9 protein-coding genes are annotated in these 18921 nt (G+C 71.6%); 1 reads left to right on the plus strand and 8 read right to left on the minus strand.

What is annotated here, in order from left to right:
• Positions 1-19: 19 nt before the first annotated feature.
• The 8 genes from AB0L75_RS36665 to AB0L75_RS36700 all read right to left on the minus strand — a co-directional run bounded on the left by AB0L75_RS36665 (position 20) and on the right by AB0L75_RS36700 (position 17681).
• A complete protein-coding gene (locus AB0L75_RS36665; RefSeq protein ID WP_365190158.1) occupies positions 20-9649 on the minus strand; it encodes a type I polyketide synthase in 9630 nt (3209 codons plus the stop codon).
• Between the two features lie 186 nt (positions 9650-9835).
• Positions 9836-10039, minus strand: coding sequence for a ferredoxin (locus AB0L75_RS36670; protein ID WP_365190160.1), 204 nt, complete (start codon positions 10037-10039; stop codon positions 9836-9838).
• Between the two features lie 5 nt (positions 10040-10044).
• A complete protein-coding gene (locus AB0L75_RS36675) occupies positions 10045-11229 on the minus strand; it encodes a cytochrome P450 (RefSeq protein ID WP_365190163.1) in 1185 nt (394 codons plus the stop codon).
• Between the two features lie 321 nt (positions 11230-11550).
• Positions 11551-12804, minus strand: coding sequence for a crotonyl-CoA carboxylase/reductase (gene ccrA, locus AB0L75_RS36680; RefSeq protein WP_365190165.1), 1254 nt, complete (start codon positions 12802-12804; stop codon positions 11551-11553).
• Between the two features lie 245 nt (positions 12805-13049).
• Entirely contained in the window at positions 13050-13508 is a 459-nt protein-coding gene (locus tag AB0L75_RS36685) for a winged helix-turn-helix domain-containing protein (protein ID WP_365190167.1), read from the minus strand.
• A gap of 296 nt (positions 13509-13804) precedes the next feature.
• Complete coding sequence (locus AB0L75_RS36690) at positions 13805-14020, minus strand: MbtH family protein (RefSeq protein WP_365190170.1); 216 nt, start codon at positions 14018-14020, stop codon at positions 13805-13807.
• A gap of 147 nt (positions 14021-14167) precedes the next feature.
• Complete coding sequence (locus AB0L75_RS36695) at positions 14168-16777, minus strand: AMP-binding protein (protein ID WP_365190172.1); 2610 nt, start codon at positions 16775-16777, stop codon at positions 14168-14170.
• 112 nt (positions 16778-16889) lie between these two features.
• Positions 16890-17681 (minus strand): hypothetical protein, encoded by a 792-nt coding sequence (locus tag AB0L75_RS36700; protein WP_365190174.1) that lies wholly within the window; start codon positions 17679-17681, stop codon positions 16890-16892.
• A 503-nt stretch (positions 17682-18184) separates the two neighbouring features.
• On the opposite strand from AB0L75_RS36700, the gene AB0L75_RS36705 reads away from it, so the two are divergent.
• On the plus strand, positions 18185-18913 hold the full coding sequence (locus tag AB0L75_RS36705) for an alpha/beta fold hydrolase (protein ID WP_365190175.1): 729 nt from the start codon (positions 18185-18187) through the stop codon (positions 18911-18913).
• The last annotated feature ends 8 nt before the right edge of the window (positions 18914-18921 follow it).

Below are 18921 nucleotides of genomic sequence, written 5' to 3' on the forward strand. Positions count from 1 at the left end.
GTGCAAGGTATGGAAGCTTCTAGAGTTCGAGGAGGGCCTCGAGCTCGGCGCCGATCTCGGCGACCGACCGGGCCGGCGCCGGTGCCTCCGGGTCCGCAGGGGACCCCGGTTCCGGTGCTGTCGCGGCCTCCGGGCGCGTGATCCCCATGCGTCGCATCAGCAGATCCGCGATGTCGGCCGGTGTCGGGTGGTCGAAGGCGAGGCTCGCGGGCAACGGGACCTCGGCGGCGTTCGCGAGTCGGCGCCGCAGCTCCACGGCCATCAGCGAGTCGAGGCCGAGGTCCTTCAGCACGGCCTTGCTCCTGAGCGCTCCGGGACCGGGCAGCCCCAGGACGACGGCGACCTCTTCCAGTACCAGCCTGGTGACCGAGACGGCCTGCTCGTCGGGCGTCCGCCCGCTCAGGCGCTCGCGCAGCGAACCGCCTGCGGGGGTGTCGCCGGCCCGGCGGAGCGAGGGCCGGACGAGACCGCGCAGCAGCGCCGGAGGCTCCCCTTCCAACGCGGCGAGGTCGAGCCGGACCGGGACGAGGTTGCCGTCCGGCGAGCGCAGCGCGCGGTCCAGCAGCCGCAGGGCCTTGTCGACGGGCAGCGGAGCGATTCCCTGCCTGCGCAGACGCCCCAGCTCCGCTTCGGTGAGGTGGGCCGTCATGCCCGAGCCCGCCTGCTCCCACAGCCCCCAGGCCAGACTGGTCCCGCCGCTGCGGGCCGCGAGGGCGTCCAGGCAGGCGTTGGCCGCCGCGTAGGCGCCCTGTCCGGCGGAACCGAAGGTCGCCGCGACCGAGGAGAACAGGACGAACGCCGACAGGCCCAGTCCGGCGGTGAGTTCCGCCAGGTGCGCGGCTCCGTCCAGCTTGGGGGCCAGTACCCCGCGCAGTCGCCGCTGGTCGTAGTCGACCAGCAGGCCGTCGTCGAGCACGCCCGCGAGGTGCAGTACGGCCGACCAGTCGTCCGCCGTGGAGAGGACGTCGGCCACCTGGGTCCGGTCGGTGACGTCGCAGGCCAGCAGCCGGACCGAGCGTGCACCGGCTCCGGTCAGTTCCGCGATCAGGCCCGTGGCTTCCGGATGCTCGGGGCCGCTGCGCGAGGTCAGGACCAGGTCGCGGACCCCGTGCTCGGTCACCAGGTGCCGGGCGACGGCCCTGCCGAGTTCGCCGGTTCCGCCGGTGATCAGCACCGTTCCGTCGGCCACCGCGGCGGTGGGCGCACCGGGGGCGCCCACCGCGGTCAGCCGGGGGGCCAGGATCGCCCCGTCCCTGACGGCGAGTTCCGGTTCGCCGGTCACGGACAGCGCCGACAGCAGGGTCGCGGCGTCGATCCGGTCGCAGTCGACGATCCGGAGGGCGGCCTCCGGGTGCTCGCGCCGCGCCGCCCGCAGCAGACCCCACAGGGGTGCCCCCGCGAGGCCGCGCACCTGGTCCTCGGGGCGGGCGGCGACGCTGTCCCTGGTGATCCACACCAGCTCTGCGTCCTTGCGGGGCAGCAGCCGGTGCAGCAGGTCCAGCGCGTGCGCGGTCGCCTCGTGGGCGGCGGCGACGCTGTCGGGGTAGCCGGTGGCGTCGACCAGGATCCGGCGCGGGCCGTCCCCGGTGACCGCCTCGGCCGGTGCGACCCCGAGGGCCTCGGACACCGGACCACGGCCCAGGACCCGCACCGGCTCGGTCACCGGGGGCACGTCCGGCACGGGCCGGAAGACCACACGGTAGAGATCGGGCACGGACAGGGCGGCGCGCAACTGGTCGGCGCTGACTGGACGCAGCCCCAGGGCGCCGATGTACGCCACCGGAGCCCCGGCGCTGTCGGTGATCGCGGCCCGGATCCCGTCGTCCCGGACATCGACCCGGACGCGCAGCTCGGTGGCGCCCGTGGCGTACAGGCGCACATCGGTGAACTGGAACGGGAGCTGGGCCTCCACGGATGCCGGGACCACCGCGCGCATCACCTGCAGCGCCGCGTCGAGCAGCGCCGGGTGCACACCGAAGCCACCCGCCTCACCGACCGGGAGCCGGACCGTGCCCGAGGCGGTCCGGTCCTGCCCGCGCAGTTCGGCCACACCGTGGAAGGCGGCGCCGTAGTCGACGCCCTGGGCGGCGAAGCCCTCGTAGAAGCCGGAGAGGTCCACCGCGGGCAGCTCGGGCATCGACCAGTCGACGGGCTCCGCACCGAACGCGTCCACGAGCACCCCCTCGGCGTGGGTGCTCCAGGCACCCGTGCCGTCCACCTTGCTGTGCACGGTCACCGGTCGCCGTCCGTCTTCGGCGGGGCCGACCCTGACCTGTACGTGTGCCGTGTCCTCCAGCACCATCGGCCGTGCCAGGGTCAGTTCGCCGACACCGGCGGCACCGGCCTGGCCGGTCGCGGCCAGGACCAGGTCCAGCAGCGCGGTGCCGGGGACGACCACGGTGCCGAAGACCACGTGGTCGGCCAGCCAGGGCTGGGACGAGACCGAGACACGGCCCGACAACACCCAGCCCCCGTCGGCCAGTTCGGTACTCGCGGTCAGCCAGGGGTGCCCGGCGCCGCCAGCGTGTCCCGTGCTGCAGGCATGGACGGCGCTCGGGGTGTCCAGCCAGAACCGCTGCCGCTGGAAGGCGTAGGTGGGAAGGCCGACGCGGCGACGTCGGCCGCCGTACAAGGCGGGCCAGTCGACCTCCGCACCCGCCGTGTGCGCCCGGGCGACCGCCAGGGCCAGCGCCTCGGGTCCGGGCCGGTCCGGCCGCTGGGTCGCGACCACGACGGCCTCGCGCTCCAGGCAGTCCCCGATCATGGCGGCGGGCGTTCCGTCCGGGCCGATGTCGAGGAACCGGGTGACGCCTTCGGCGAGTGCGGTGCGGATCCCGTCGGCGAACCGGACCGGCTGCCGGACCTGCCGCACCCAGTGGCCGGCGTCGCAGGCGGTGGCGATCCGCCCGGTCAGGTTCGTCACCAGCGGGATCCGTGGCGGGTGGAAGGTGAGCTTCTCGGCCACGCTCCGGAACTCGTCGAGCATGCCGTCCATGTGCGCGGAGTGGAAGGCGTGCGACACGTCGAGCCGCTTGGTGCGGCGCCCGGGGAAGCGTGCGGCCACCTCGTCCACGGCATCCGCGTCACCGGCGACAACCACGGACCGCGGCCCGTTGACCGCGGCGAGAGAGACCCGCCCGCCGCACAGCAGCGGGGCGATCTCGTGCTCGGTGGCCTGGACGGCGAGCATCACGCCGGTGTCCGGCCGGGCCTGCATCAGCCGGGCCCGGGCCGCTACCAGCGCGCAGGCGTCCTCCAGGCCGAGCACGCCCGCCACGTGCGCGGCGGCGAGTTCACCGACGGAGTGACCGAGCACCAGATCGGGCTTCAGGCCCCAGCTCTCCAGGAGCCGGAACAGCGCCACCTCGAACGCGAACAGCGCGGGCTGGGTGAACTCGGTACGCCGCAGCGCGTCCGGGTCGTCGATGATCTCGGCGACCGGAAGGCGCAGGTGCTGGTCGAGTGCGGCGCAGATCTCGTCCCATGCGGCGGCGAACACCGGGTACGCCTCGCGCAGTTCGGCTCCCATGCCCGCACGCTGGGTGCCCTGCCCGGCGAAGACGAATGCCGTCCGGCCGTCGTCCGCCGACCCTTGCACCACCGACGCCGAGGGCGTTCCCTCGGTGATCGCCCGCAGTCCGGCGAGCAGATCCGCGGTGTCCCGGCCGACGACGACGGCGCGTTCCGGGAAGGAGGTGCGCGAGGTGGCCAGGGAGAACCCCAGGTCGGCGGGTTCCGTGCCGGGGTCCGTCCCGACGTGGACGGCCAGCCGGGACGCCTGCTCGCGCAGGGCTTGTGGGCTCCGCGCGGACAGGGGCCAGGCAAGCACGTCGGGACGCGGGCCCGCCACGGGCTCCTCGGCCTCGGAGGCCTGCTCCAGGATCAGGTGGGCGTTGGTGCCGCTGATGCCGAAGGACGAGACGCCCGCTCGCCGCGGGCCGTCACCGTCCCAGGCGACGGCGTCCGTGACCAGCCGCAGGGAGCCCGTCGACCAGTCGACGTGGCGGGAGGGGGTGTCGGCGTGCAGGGTGCGCGGCACCACCCCGTTGTTCATGGCCAGCACCATCTTGATCACGCCGGCCACGCCCGCCGCCGCCTGGGTGTGTCCGATGTTGGACTTCACCGAGCCCAGCCACACCGGCCTGCCGGAGGCGCCGTACGTGGCCTGCAGGGCGTGTGCCTCGATGGGATCGCCCAGCGTCGTGCCGGTGCCGTGGGCCTCCACGACGTCCACGTCGGAGGCTTCGAGCCCCGCCGCGGCCAGGGCCTTGCGGATGACCTGCTGCTGGGCTCGGCCGTTGGGCGCGGTGAGACCGTTGGAGGTGCCGTCCTGGTTGACCGCCGACCCGCGGATCACGGCCAGGACGGGATGCCCGTTGCGCCGCGCGTCCGACAACCGCTCCAGGAGCAGCAGCCCGCTGCCCTCGGACAGTGCAGTGCCGGATGCGTCGTCCGAGAACGCGCGGCACCGGCCGCCCGGGTCGAGGCCGCGCTGACGGCTGAACCCGACGAACAGCCGCGGCGTGGCCATCACGGTGGCACCGCCGGCGACGGCCATCGCGCACTCACCCCTCGACAGGGCCTGTGCGGCGAGGTGGACGGCCACCAGCGAGGCCGAGCACGCGGTGTCCACGGTGACCGAGGGCCCTTCCAGGCCGAGTGCGTAGGAGACACGGCCGGAGACCACGCTGGCGGCACTTCCGGTGAGCCCGAACCCCTCGGAGCCGTGGGGAGTGCCCAGAAAGGCGTAGTCCTGGCCGTTGGTACCCAGGTAGATGCCGGTGTCGCTGCCGCGCAGCGTGCCCGGGGCGATGCCGGCCCGTTCCAGCAGCTCCCAGGACCCCTCCAGAAGGATCCGCTGCTGCGGATCCATGGTCAGCGCCTCCCGGGGGCTGATCCCGAAGAACTCCGGGTCGAACTCGGCTGCGGCCACGAACCCGCCCTGGCGGACGTAGCTCGTGCCGGGGTGGTCCGGATCCGGGTGGTACAGCGCGGACTGGTCCCAGCCCCGGTTCTCGGGGAACGGGGTGATGGCGTCCCCACCGTCGGCGAGCAGCCGCCAGAAGCCCTCCGGATCGCGTACTCCGCCGGGGAACCGGCAACTCATGGCGACGATGGCGATGGGCTCCGCCGAACCGTCAGGGGCGGGTTCCGCTGCGCCGCCGGCCAGATCGCCGACGGCCGGGTCGGCGGGGGTCAAGTCGGCGGCGGCCGGGGCGAGTGCGTCGGGAAGGGAGCCGTCCAGAAGGAACTCGTCGAGGATGTGGTCGGCGAGCCGCGCGGGGGTGGGGTGGTCGAAGATCAGCGTGGCGGGCAGCCGCAACCCGGTGGCGGCCCCCAGCCGGTTGCGCAGTTCGACCCCGAGGACCGAGTCGAAGGCGAGTTCCTTGAAGGTGCGCTCGACGTCCACCGCGTCGGCCGCCGCGTGCCCGAGCACGAGGGCGGTCTGCGCCCTGACCTCCTCCCGTACGGCGTGCGGCCGGCTGTCCGCGGGCAGTTCGGCCAGGCGCTGCCGGAAGGGGGCCGCAGGCACGGACGACGCCTCCGCGCCATCGGGCAGATCGCCGAGCAGGGCGCTCGGACGGGTCGCCGTGAACACCGTGCGGAACCGGTCCCAGTGCACGTCCGCCACGGTCACGCAGGGATCCGGGGCCGCCACGGCCCGGTCCAGGGCCAGCAGGGCCAGGTCCGGCGCCATCGGGGGTACGCCGTGGCGGTCGAGGACCTCCCGCACCGGCCCCTGTGCCATGCCGTCGCCGTCCCAGGGACCCCACGCCACGGAGGTCGCGGGCAGTCCCTGGGCGTGCCGGAGCGCGGCCAGACCGTCCAGGTACGCGTTGCCGGGCGCGTAGTTGCCCTGTCCCGGGACGCCGACGGTCGCGCCCCATGAGGAGAAGAGCACGAACGCGTCCAGTCCGGTGGTGAGTTCGTGCAGGTTCCACGCGCCCTGGGCCTTCACCCGCAGCGCCGCGTCGACCTGGTCGAGGGTGAGGTCCTCGACGAGTCCGTCGTGCAGTGCCCCGGCAGCGTGCACCACGGCTCCGGGCCGGGTCCGCTCGACGAGCTTCCGGAGCGCCTCCCGGTCGGCGACGTCGCAGGCGACGATCTCGACCCCGGCCCCGAGCCGGCGGATGTCCGCGGCGAGCGCCTCGGCCGCGGGGGCGTCCGGTCCGCTCCGGCTGACCAGCACCAGGTGTTCGGCGCCCTGCCCGGCCAGCCGGCGGGCGACCGCGGCGCCGAGCGCGCCCGTGCCGCCGGTGATCAGAACCGTCCCCTGGGGACTCCAGTCGCGGGCCGGGCCGCCGACGGCGCGCACCAGGCGGCGGCCGTACGCGACGGAACCCCGGATCGCCACCTGGTCCTCGCCGTGCCCGCCGGTGAGCGTCCCGGCCAGTACCTCGGCGTCGTAAGCGGGGGACACGTCGATCAGACCGCCCCAGCGCGCGGAGTGCTCCAGGGCGACGACCCTGCCCAGCCCCCACACCAGGCTCATGTCCGGCGCGACCGCTTCGTCCGCGACCGCGACGGCTTCGCGCGTGACGCACCACAGCGGGGCGGTCACCCCCGCGTCCCCCAGTGCCTGTACGGCGGTCAGCGTCGTGGCGTAGCCGGCGGGAACGCTCAGGTACGCGGGGTGCGGACCGTCCTCGGCGGCCGGCAGACAGAGCACGCCGTCGTAGGTCGCGCCCCGCAGACGGGCGGCCAGGGCGTCCCGGTCGACGCCGGGTTCGACCTCCATGACGGTGACGTGCAGCCCCTGCCCGGTCAGGGCCTGGACCACGGAGTGCGCCCACGCGTCGCCGGCGGGCACCAGGGCCAGCCAGACACCTTCGCGGACCGCGGCTCCGCGGACCTCCTTCCAGCCGATCCGATACTGCCAGTCGTCCAGGACGGAATCCGAGGTGCGCCGCCGATGCCAGGAGGCCAGGGCGGGCAGCACGGGAGCGAGGGCGTCCCGGTCGAGGCCCAGGGTCCGGGCCACCTCGTCGACGTCCTGCCGGCCCACCGCGTCCCAGAACGGCGCGTCCGCGGTCGACCCGCCGCCCGCCGCCTCGGCGTCGATCCAGTACCGCTGGTGCCGGAAGGGGTACGTCGGCAGGTCCACGGCGTTCGCCCGCCCGAAGGCGCGGCTCCAGTCGACGTCCACCCCGCTGGTGTACGCCTCGGCCAGAGCCGTCAGGAACCGGTCGCCCTCCCGCCTGCGCAGCGTGCCGACGGTCTGCACGTCGGCGCTCTCCTCCACGCCCATGGTGAGCACGGGGTGCGGAGTGCATTCGATGAAGACCCGGTGGCCCTCGGCGGCCAGCTCGCGTACGCACGCGTCGAGTTCGACCGTGGAGCGCAGGTTCCGGTACCAGTAGCCCGCGTCCAGGGTGGCGGTGTCGATCCGGCCGATGTCGACGGTGGAGAAGAAGCCCTCCACGCCGGGACGCGGTCGGATCCCCGCCAGGGCGGTGAGGATGTCCTCGCGGATCGCCTCCACCTGTGCCGAGTGCGAGGCGTAGTCCACCGGGACCCGCTTGGCCCGGATCCCCTCGGAGTCGCAGTGCGCGACCAGCTCCGCGAGAGCCTGCGGATCGCCGGAGACCACGGTGCTCCCGGGCCCGTTGGCCGCGGCCACCGACAGCCGGCCCGGCCACCGCTCGGTCAGCCGCTGCGCGTCGGACCGCGAGCACACCAGCGCGACCATGCCGCCCCGGCCCGCCAGACCCCGGCGGATGGCCTGGGCTCGCAGCGCCACCACGGCTGCCGCGTCCGCGAGCGACAGCGCTCCGGACGCGCACGCCGAGGCGATCTCACCCTGCGAGTGCCCGAGCAGGACCGTCGGCTCGACGCCGAAGTGGTTCCACAGCCGGGCCAGCGACACCATCATCGCCCACAGGGCGGGCTGTACGACGTCCACGCGTTCCAGGGCGTCGGCGTCCCCGATCACCTCGCTGAGCTTCCAGTCCACGTACGGTTCGAGAGCCCTCTCGCACTCGGCGAACCGCTCGGCGAAGACCGGGGACGACGCGAGCAACTCGGCGGCCATTCCCGGCCACTGGGCACCCTGCCCGGCGAACATCAGGACCGGGTTGCGCCCGCCGCCGGATCCGACGACCAGGTTCGGCGCCTGGGCTCCCGACGCGAGCGCCTCCAGCCCGCCGATCAGCTCCGCGTCGTCCCGCCCCAGGACGACGGCCCGGTGCTCGTGGTCGGCACGGGTGGTGGCCAGGGAGAAGCCGACGTCGGCGAGGGAGAGGCCGGGGTGCGCGGCGAGGTGGGCGCGCAGTCGGCGGGCCTGTTCCCGCAGGGCGGGTGCGGAGCGTGCCGACAGCACCCAGGGAAGGCGCGTCCGCCCGGCGGGCTCCGGGGCCTCGGGGGTCCGCTCCGGCGGGCCGGCCAGTGCGAGGTGGGCGTTGGTGCCGCCGTAGCCGAAGCTGCTGACGCCGGCCAGGCGCGGCCCCTGCGGCCACGGCTGCCGCTCGGTGACCACGGCCAGGTTCGCCGCGGCGAAGTCGATGTCCGGGTTCGGACGCCGGAAGTGCAGGCTGGCGGGCAGCTCGCCGTGGAACAGCGCCAGGGAGGTCTTGAGCACTCCGAGCACTCCGGCGGCCGGTTCGAGGTGGCCGAAGTTGGTCTTGGCCGAGCCGATCCGCAGCGGGTCCTTCCGGTCCCGGCCGAACACACGGCCCAGCGCCGCCGCCTCGATCGGATCGCCCCGGCGGGTCCCGGTGCCGTGGGCCTCCACGTACGACACCAGGCTCGGGGCGGTTCCCGCCTCCAGCCAGGCCGAGCGCAGCACTTCGGCCTGTGTCTCGGCGCCGGGGGTGGCCAGGCCGTCGGTGGTGCCGTCGTTGTTCACGGCGCTGCCCCGGATCACCGCGTAGATCCGGTCACCGTGCTCCCGGGCGTCCGCGAGCCTGCGCAGGACGACCACGCCGCAGCCTTCGCCCCGGACGTATCCATTGGCGTCGGCGTCGAAGGCGCGGCACTGTCCCTCGGGGTTCTGCGTGCCGAACTTGTCCATCGCCACAGTGGTGTGGGGGTGGAGGATGAGGCTGATGCCGCCGGCCAGCGCCAGGTTCGACTCCCCCGACCGCAGGCTTCGGACCGCCTGGTGCACGGCGACCAGGGAGGAACTGCAGCCGGTGCCGATGGACATCACGGGACCGCACAGGCCGAGGGCGTACGCGATGCGGGCCGGAATGATCGAGGTGTCCGTGCCGATGGCCGTGTGGGTGCGGATCTCGCCGGCGGAGGCCCCGGTCGCGAGGTGGTACTCCTGCCACATGGTCCCGAAGAACACCCCGGTGGCCGACCGGGCGAGCCGGTCGGTACGGATGCGGGCGTCCTCGACGGCGGCCCAGGCGACCTCGAGCGCCAGCCGCTGCTGCGGGTCCATCTGGTGGGCCTCGGTGGGCGAGATGCCGAAGAACTCGGCGTCGAATCCTGCGACGTCGTCGAGGAACCCGCCCCAGCGGGTCGTCATCTTGCCCGGTGCCGAGGGGTCGACGTCATGCCAGTCGTCGGCTCTCCACCGCTGCGGGGGGACCTCGCTGACGGCGTCGATCCCGTCCAGCAGGCCCTGCCAGAGGGCTTCCGGGGAGTCGATTCCACCGGGGAGGCGGCAGCCGAGTCCGATAATGGCAATGTCGTCAGCGTTCATCACGCATCCTCAATTCGCGCAGGTGAAGGGCACGGCGGTCCGCAGAGGAGGCCGACGGCGGGAGCAGATTCGAGGGGAGATGCGCCGACAGGGCGCCGGAGTCAGGACGGTCGGTCCGCGGGCGGCGCGGGCGCTTCCCGCCCACGCAGCCTGCTGTTTCGGTCGCTCACGAACCGACCGTCCGGATCACTCCGCGTTCCCGTCGAGGCTGATCGCCTGGGAAGGGCACAGCCGTACGCATTCCTCGACGCTGTCCCACAACTCCTTGGGCGGATGCGGAGAGAGCAGCACGACGGTCCCGTCCTCCGCGTCCTGATCGAACACCTGAGGCTCGGTCAGGGTGCACATGCCCGCACCACAGCACCTGTTCCGGTCGACATCAACGCGCATCGCCGCTACCAGCCGACGGGAAGACGCTTCACGCCGTACATCGACGCCAGGTGGACCGTCTCGATCTCGTCGGGCGCCACGGCCAGATGCAGACCGGGGAACTCACGGATCAACTGGCTGAACGCCACGCGCATCTCGATCCTGGCGAGCTGCTGCCCCACGCACTGGTGCACGCCGTAGCCGAAGGCGAGGTGCCTTCCGGCGTTGCGGCTCAGGTCGAGCACATCCGGATTGTCGAAGAACTCGGGGTCCCGGTTGGCCGTGGACAGCGCCACCGTCACGACCTCGCCCGCACGGATCTGCCGACCCTCCAGCTCGATGTCCTCGGTGGCTCCCCGGACGATCCCGAACTGGACGATGCTCAGGTAGCGCATCATCTCCTCGACCGCGCCGTTGATCAGCTCCGGCTTCGCCCGCAGCAGCGCCAGTTGCTCCGGACGGGACAGCAGCAGATAGGTGCCGAGGCCCAGCATCTTGGCGGTGGTCTCGTGTCCCGCTGTGAGGAGGAGCATCGCCGAACCCGCGGCCTCCTCATCCGTGAGATCGGATGCGGCCACCCTGCTGAGCAGGTCGTCCTCCGGCTTGCTGCGCTTCTTGTGGATCAGCTCGGTGAGGAACTCCGCCATCAGGGTGAAGGATTCGAAGGCCTCGTCCATCGAGCGCTCGTGGTCGAGCATGGTTTCCGAATGCCGCTGGAAGAACTCGTGATCCTCGTAGGGGACACCCAGCAGTTCACAGATCACCAGTGAAGGAATCGACAGGGCGAATTCCTGCACCAGATCCACCGGAGATCCCTTTTCCCGCATCGCCGCGATCCGGTTCGCGGTGATCCGCTCCACCTGTGGTTCCAGATTCTTCATCCGCCGTACGGTGAATTCGCCGGTGAACAGCTTCCGGAAACGGGTGTGCTCCGGCGGATCCATGAAGATGAAAACTCCCGGCCGTGTCGGCTGGGGGACCCACTCCCCGACCGCCATCCTGCGGTGTTCACCGCGTGAGCTGAACCGCGGATCGCTCAGCACGGCCCGCGCCGCGGCATGCCCGGTGACCAGCCATCCGGTGCTGCCGTCCGGATAGGCCAGCCGGCTCACCGGGTGCTCGTCACGCAGCTCGGTCAGCTTCGGGGGAGGGCTGAACGGGCAGGTGCGCTCGGTGGGAAATTCCACTGGTTTCAGATCGGTGCTGGTCACGTCGACTCCGTGGTTGTCAGGGCCTGTTCGTCCGGCCGGCGGAACCCCCGCTCGGAGGAGATTCGTTCACGCCCGGCCACGGAAGCGAATTCCCTGCGACTTCGGGAAGAACCGCGGGCCGGCGTGACTCGATCGTGCCAGACAACCCGGATCTCGATCCGTTTTTCATGTCGTGTGCAGCTTTCTCGCGATTGCGGCACGACCACGTCTTGAGCGTTCTCTTAGGACTCCTGTCGCAATGACCCGCACACCGATGCGGATGGGGGGAGACGACGACGGCCGCCCGGGAGAAGTCCAGGGCGGCCGAGCTGCGCAGTCTTGTCAGGAGTACCTGGCGCCAGGGCTGTTGCTCGCACCGACCAGTACGGCCGAGTTGCCAGGTGCCTGTACACCCTCAAGCAGGTCCTGATGGGCCTGGCCGATTTCCTCGAAGGTGTACGTGTGTCCCAGGTGCGGGTCCAGGAGACCCATGTCGACTAGACGGGTTACGGCGTGACACTCGCGCGGATTGGCGAAATGAGATCCCTGAAGCCGCTTCTGCCTCATCCACAGATATCTGAGGTCGACGTCAACGTTGAAGCCGGATGTGGCCCCGCAGATCACGATCATTCCGCCCGTACCGCACACGTAGACCGACGTGGGGATCGTGTCGCTGCCAGGATGCTCGAAAACTATCTTGGGCGATGTCTTTTCGCCGAGGATGTCCCAGATCTCCCGCCCGAAGGCCCGGAGTTCGGCAGTCCACCGCTTGTGCTCTTCACTGCCGGCCGGAGGCACGCGTCCCCAGTGGCTGTACTTGGTTCGGTCGATCACCCCTGTGGCACCCAGGTCGAGGCAGTACTTGGCCTTCTCCGGCGAAGACACGACGGCTATGGGCCTGCCTCCCATTTGCCGGGTCAGGGATATGGCCATGGAGCCGAGGCCGCCGGAACCACCCCAGATGAGGACTCCGTCCCCAGGTTGAACCGTGTTGGGTGCCCAGCCATTGAGCTGCCGGTACGCGGTCGCACCGGTCAGCAGAAATCCCGCGGATTCTGCCCAGCTCAACCTGGCAGGCCTGGGTAGACACTGAAACTCGGCTACCAGGGCGAACTGGGCGAACGAGCCCCAATTCGATTCGTACCCCCACGCTTTCAGTGATGCCGCGAGCATGGGATCGACGCCGAGCCTGATGTCAGGATCGTCCTCGTCCCATAGGCCGGCCGAGACGATGACCTCATCGCCCACCTTGACTTGCCGTACACCGGCTCCCAATTTCCAGACAATTCCGGAGGCATCTGATCCGCCGACGTGAAAGGGCTCTGGGCTGCCTTGTCGCTGACGTGCCGCCACCACATCAACGGGATGCCCCTTGGCGGCCCAGACGTTGTTGTAATTGATACCGGCGGCCATGACCGCAACGAGAACGAACCCGGGGGGAACCTCAGGTGTGTCGACGACTTCCGTCCGGAAGGCCGTTGCCGGATCCCCGTACCGTTCCGGGCGGATTACCGACGCGTACATCGAACTGGGGACAGTCCCGATCGGGGGCAGGTCTCCCACCTCGTAAAGAGTGCTGGTCGTCGAGGAGTCCAATGAAACCTCCGGTGTCGAGTGGTCGGCTGATCCCAGGGCCCTGTCGTGTGCCGCACGACGTCATCTCCTGAGAACAGATGCTCAGGGAGCCCGCATGATCGCGAGAGGATGTCGCCGGTAACCCCGACAGCGTGCGGTGTGCCTCTCGCATCTGACTCGATCCCTGTGTGCGAGCCAGCAGTAGATCTTCGGTTTCCTGATCGGGGCTGACCGCACCCGGAGGCGCCGCTCTCCGCTCGTGCCGGTCAGATACCGCAGGCATTCGTCACCGGGACGGCCTCGGCGGGGACCGCGTTCTCCAGCATGTAGCCCCGTCCCCACACGGTCCGGATGGACAGGTCGATGGGCAGGAGCCGGCGGCGGAGCCGCATGATGTGCAGATCGAGCGAGTTCCTGTTCAGTGTGGGCGTCCGCCTGGCGAAGCACTGCACGAACTCGGTGCGGTGCACAACGTCGCCGAAGCGGTCTATGAGCAGCCGCATCAGCCCGGTCTGCGTGGTGGAGACGGTGATGGAGTGATGGCCGAAGCTCAGGGTTCCGGTCGAGTCGATCGTTGGTGCCCGGTAGCTGTCGAAACGGTTCTGCAAGGCTTTGACCCGGGCCTCCAGGTCGTCCCGGGACACCGGGGGGCGTACCCAGTCCTCCACCGGGTCGTTGCTGGTCGGCGGCTGCGCACCTGCCTCCACGACGAGTAGTCGCGGCACCCCTTCTTTCCGGCAGCGGGTCCTCAGATCCGCCTGCGCCGGCCATCGGACGAAGACGACGTCGGAATTTCGACCGCCCACAGCACGTCCTCCTTGTATACCCCACGTACGTCCCGGTACGTGCCACGAAAGCCCATGGCCCTGTCGTCACGGACGAGCCTCGGTCGAGTCGTGCTTCGAGAGCGCGTGGTTCCTTGCGAGGCTGCCTGTGGCCCTGCGGCCCTGGCGCCGCACAGGGGCCGGGGCGCGTGTCGCTGGGACGCCAGCCGCCGTGAGCTGTGGCCGGCGGTCACACCTCAGGACGCCGGCGTCGCCTCACGCAGGCTGCGGGGCCGCATGTCGGTCCAGCTCTCCTCGACGTATGCGAGGCTCTCCGCCCGCCCCGCGGGTCCGGCCACGACGTGCCAGCCGTCGGGCACGTCGGCGAACGTGGGCCACAGCGAGTGCTGCTCCTCGTCGTTGACCACCACATAGAACTCGCCGTTCTCGTCGTCGAACGGGTTCACTGTCATTTGTCCTCCATTGCTTTCAGGTCCGGTTCGTGGCGGAAGCCGGCTCAGCGTGCCGATTTCGGGATCTCGTTGACGTTCCGGCCGAGCTCGACGACGTCCGTGCCGGCCGCCAGTTGCGCCTCGACGGGCGTGCGCGGCGAGCCGTCATCACCGCTGGACGGCGAGCGTCGGTTCAGGGAGCGCGGCGCGGTCGACCTTGCCGCGGGCGGTCATCGGCATGCGTGCGATGACCACGATGTCGTCCGGCACCATGTGGTCGGGCAGTTCGGCCGCCAGGTCCTGCCGCAGCGCTGCCGGCAGCTTCGACACCCGGCGGGAGACTGCGGGCGCGTTGGCGAGCTGCCTGGCCCGGGTGTCCATGGGCCGGTACACACCGCCGTAGCAGTGCGTGCCCCCCGCGGGCACGATCACCGCTTCGAACCAGTCGGGTGCCTCGGCCGACCAGGTGCACAGGACGGCGCAGCCGTGCTCCTCGCCCCAGGTCTCCAGCGCGTGCGGGTCGAGCGGCGTCCCTTCCGCTGCGGCGGGAACCCCGCACTCGGCCGCCTCGCTCACCAGCCTGGCGTTCGGTATCCGGGCCAGCCGGAGGCGGCCGCCGTGCCGGGCCAGCTCAGCCTCCAGGCCGGACAGCTGGTGCACGTCCGAGCCCCAGGTGACCGTGCGGACGTCCGCGAGGTGCGTCGGCCGGCTCGACTGCTTGTGCAGGACGACTTCGTAGCGGTGACGGGTGAGTTCGTTCCCGTTCACGCCCGGCTTCAGCCGGACGTCCACGGCCACGACGTCGCGACGGGCGTCGGCCCACTCGGTGAAGAAGCCCGGATCGAGGACGAGTTCCGTCTCGCCGACCACGGCGCGTTCGACCGCCGCCCGCACGGCGGACGGCTCGTCATCGGGGTGCTGAGCGTGGTGGACGGCCGTCAGGAACTCCCGCAGGGTGCCGTAGTTCCGGACGTCGCCGATGACGATCCGGCCGCCCGGGGCGAGCCGGTCGAGGGCGATGTCCAGGACACCGGAGAGGTAGGCGGCGTCGGGGAAGTACTGCACGACCGAGTTGAGGAGGACAGTGTCGAAGTACTCCGCCGGCAGTCCGTCGGCGACGTCGGCGGGCTGACATCGCAGCGTCACCCTGTCCTTCAGCCGCGGATCCGCGCCGACCTGGGCGCCGAGGCGCTCGATGACCGGCTCCGAGAAGTCGGTGCCCCAGTAGACCTCGGCCTCCAGGGCCAGTGGCCCGAGCAGGAGGCCGGAGCCGACCCCGATCTCCAGCACCCGGCGCGCCTCCAGACCGCGCACCCGCTCTACCGTGGACCCGCGCCACTGGCGCATCTCGGACAGAGGGATGGGTTCGCGCGTGTACGAGCTGTTCCATCCGGTGAAGTCGTCGCCGATCCCGGTGGGATCCGGCGCGGTGTCGCCGTACATCGAGTCGTAGATCGCCCGCCACTTCTCGACGTGCTCGGTCACATCCGCGTCCGGCACCTCGGGTACTACGTACGCCACCAGGCGCCGCTCCCCGAACTGGTCCTCGCGGGCGACCACGGCCGCCTGCGCCACGCCGTCCCGCTTCCGTAGCGCGGCCTCGACCTCTCCGGGTTCGACGCGGAGGCCGCAGAGGTTCACCTGGTCGTCGGCGCGGCCCAGGAACTCGAGCTGTCCGTCATGGTTCCACCGGACCAGGTCGCCGGTGCGGTACATCCGGTCGCCCGGGCGTCCGAACGGGTCGGCGACGAACCGCTCGCTCGTCGCACGGGGACGGTTCGCGTAGCCGCGAGCCACCCCGTCGCCGCCGATGTACAGCTCCCCCACCACGCCCTGCGGCACCTGCCGCAGCCGGCCGTCGAGGACGAACAGGCGGCTGCCCGCCATGGGTTTGCCGATCGGCAGCGGGTCCTTGCAGCGGTCAGGCGAGGCCATCAGGTACGTGGCCGCGAAGACGGTGGTCTCGGTGGGGCCGTACCCGTTCACGACGGTGGGCGTACCGTCGCCGTCCTTCAGACGGCGTACGGCGGCCGGCGACAGGACATCGCCGCCGACCCACAGCGCGGTCACCTCCCGCTCGGCCACGAGCGCCGCGAGCCGGGCCGCGTCGAGCGTCCCGGGTGGTGCGAGCAAAGCCGTCCCGCCCTGCAGCAGCGGCACCCACAGTTCGTACGCGGACGCGTCGAGGGTTTGCGGGGAGTGCACGAGGACCCGCTCGTGGGCGCCGTCGGTCCAGCACGGGTGGTCCGCGAGGGCGAGCACGTTCCGGTGGCTGACCTCCACGCCGTTCGGTGTCCCCGTCGAGCCGGGGGTGTACATGACGTAGGCAAGGTGGTCGCCGCCGAGGCCATCGAGGTCCGGCGGCAACGCCGGATGACCGTCCAGGGCCTCCTCGGCCAGCCGTTCGTCGACGACGACGGCCGGGTCGAGGTCGGCGAGCAGGAGGTCGATCCGTGCGCGCGGAACGGTGGGGTCGACCGCCACGTAGCAGGCACCCGCCTTCAGCGTGCCCAGTACCGCCGCGACCATCAGCGGGGACCGTTCCATGAGCAGCGCCACCCGGCGGTGCGGGCCGGCGCCTTGCGCGCGAAGGTGGTGGGCGATGCGGTTGGCCCAGAGGTCGAGTTCGCGGTACGTCCAGCTGTCGGCGCCGTCGGCCGCCACGAGCGCGACGGCGTCCGGCCGTTCGGCGGCGACGGCGGCGAAGCGCCCGGGGATCGTCCCGGTGGCGCGGTCGGTGAACCACATGCGCTGTTGCGCGTACGAGAGGGGCGCCATGCTCCTGTTACCTTTCGGTCATCCTGCGCAGGGGTTTCCGGACGGAGGTCGATAGCACCGCTCCACCGCCGGGTGAGCTGGGCAATGGTCGGTGCGGCGAAGAGGGTGCGGATCAGGATCTCGGCACCCATGTCGGAGCGGACCCGAGCCGCGAGCCGGGTGGCCGGCAGCGAGTGTCCGCTGGGGGCGAAGAAACACCGCCGCCAGAACCCATGCACACTCCCCGAAGAAACTCTCGATCGTCACTGGCCCGCGTCGGAGGGCAGCTCGGTCGTCCGGTGCGCAGCTCCCCCGCATGGCCGGCGGAAACCGCCGTCACTCGTGAGCCCACCCTAGGAAGGGATTCCTGAGTCATCCGACCGCCTGAAAGATGTTGGCCAGACCCGACCGGGCGCCGCGGACACGGCCGACCCGGCCGCTGCTCCGGGGCCGTCGGGCAGGAGGAAGCACACGTGTGAAGGGTGGTCACGGCCTGCGGGCGGTCAGCTGGTGCCCCGGCTGGCAACGTTCGTCCCGTCGCGACGCCCGGCACGCTCTCTCGCCGCACCGGCCGAAAGCGCACGTACGCCCAACGAGGACTTCCGGCCGGCACTCCCCCAGCCACGGCCGGGGGGACCCCCAGAGCACGCACCGGACGCCGCTCCTTGACGGGCAAACGTTGCCTGCCGGGGCACCGGCCCCCACGTCGGCCCCTCTGGGGCGGCCGGCCGGCGGACGTCGACGGCGTACCGGTCCTCGGGGAGCGCGTACTGGAGCCCTTCGACGGTGTCCGCCGGCGGGGTCTGCGCGCCGCGGTGGCGGATCGTGCCGGGGTGGTGGCCACGAAGGCGTACTCCTCGCCCGGCCGAGCGCTGACGATCGCCCCGGCGCTCCACCGCTCCAGCCGCCACTCGCCCATCCGCATACCGCTCTTGTCCGGCTGGAGGTGCCCGTTATGGGCGTGCACCAGGGCGGGGCCGCTCGGCGAGGGGCGAGCAGGTTGGCGGCCATCATGGAATACCGCAGGCCCAGCAGCCGTCCCAGGCGGGCGGATGAGGTGTCGGCCATCCAGAAGTGGCAGCACAGCAGCCCGGTGGCGGTTCGCGTGTACGGGCGCGCCCGGTGCCAGTCGTCCCGCGACGGCTCCGCCCTCAGGCGTGGCGTCTGTGCGTCGAGCAGGGCCGTCAGGTTGCGGTCGTCGTCGCCGAGCAGGCGATTTCGGAGCCGGTCATCTCCAGCGGGCCGTCGAAACCGGCGAAGCGCACCTGTTCCGAAGCGGGCCGACCGTCGATGTACGCACCATCGTGATTCGCTGCGGGCCGAGCGCACCGCCACCCATGTATTACCGAACTCTTTCGCGAAACACCTGAGGGGCGCCGGAAGGACAAACGATGCAGTTTCAAACGGCGCGCTATCGAGAGGAGACCGATGAGGCGGATACGGACGCTGACCACGGTCGAGGATCCCGTCGTCCGCCTGGTGTGCTTCCCGCACTCCGGGGGCTCGGCGACCGCCTTCCACGACTGGGCGGCCGCGCTGCCGCCCAGGGTGGAACTGGTGGCCGTCCAGTACCCCGGACACGGCAACCGGTTCGCCGAGCAACTCGTGGACGACGTGGCCGAGATGGCTGGCCGCGCCGTGGCGGAACTGCTCCGGCTGCCCTCCCTCGACCAAGTGCTGTTCGGGCACAGCGTGGGCGCCCTGGTGGCCTACGAGACCGCCATGCTGCTGCGGGACATGGGCCAGGAGCCGCAGAGGCTGTGTGTCTCCGCCTGCCTCCCCCCGGGACACATGAAGAACCGGGACATCCACCTGGCGGCCGACGACGAGTTCTGGGCGGCGCTCCGCGCGCTGGGGGGCATCGACCCCGGGATCGCCGGGAACGCGGAGATGCGTGAGCTGTTCACGCCGACGTTGCGCTCGGACCTCCGGGCCCACGCACAGTACCGGCCCGGCGCTGGGACCACGACACTGGCGTGCCCGTTGAGCTGCTACCACGGCGACGGCGACCCGCTGGTGGACGAGAAGCAGATGACCGAGTGGGCCGGTGTCACCTCGGGCGCGTTCACGCTGCGGGTGCGGCCGGGCGGGCACTTCCACGTGTCCACCGACGTCGCCGGACTGGTCTCGGACGTGCTGGACCGGGAGGCGGTCTGAACGGCGTC

It is taken from the genome of Streptomyces sp. NPDC052101 (assembly GCF_040680235.1).
Classification (GTDB): domain Bacteria; phylum Actinomycetota; class Actinomycetes; order Streptomycetales; family Streptomycetaceae; genus Streptomyces.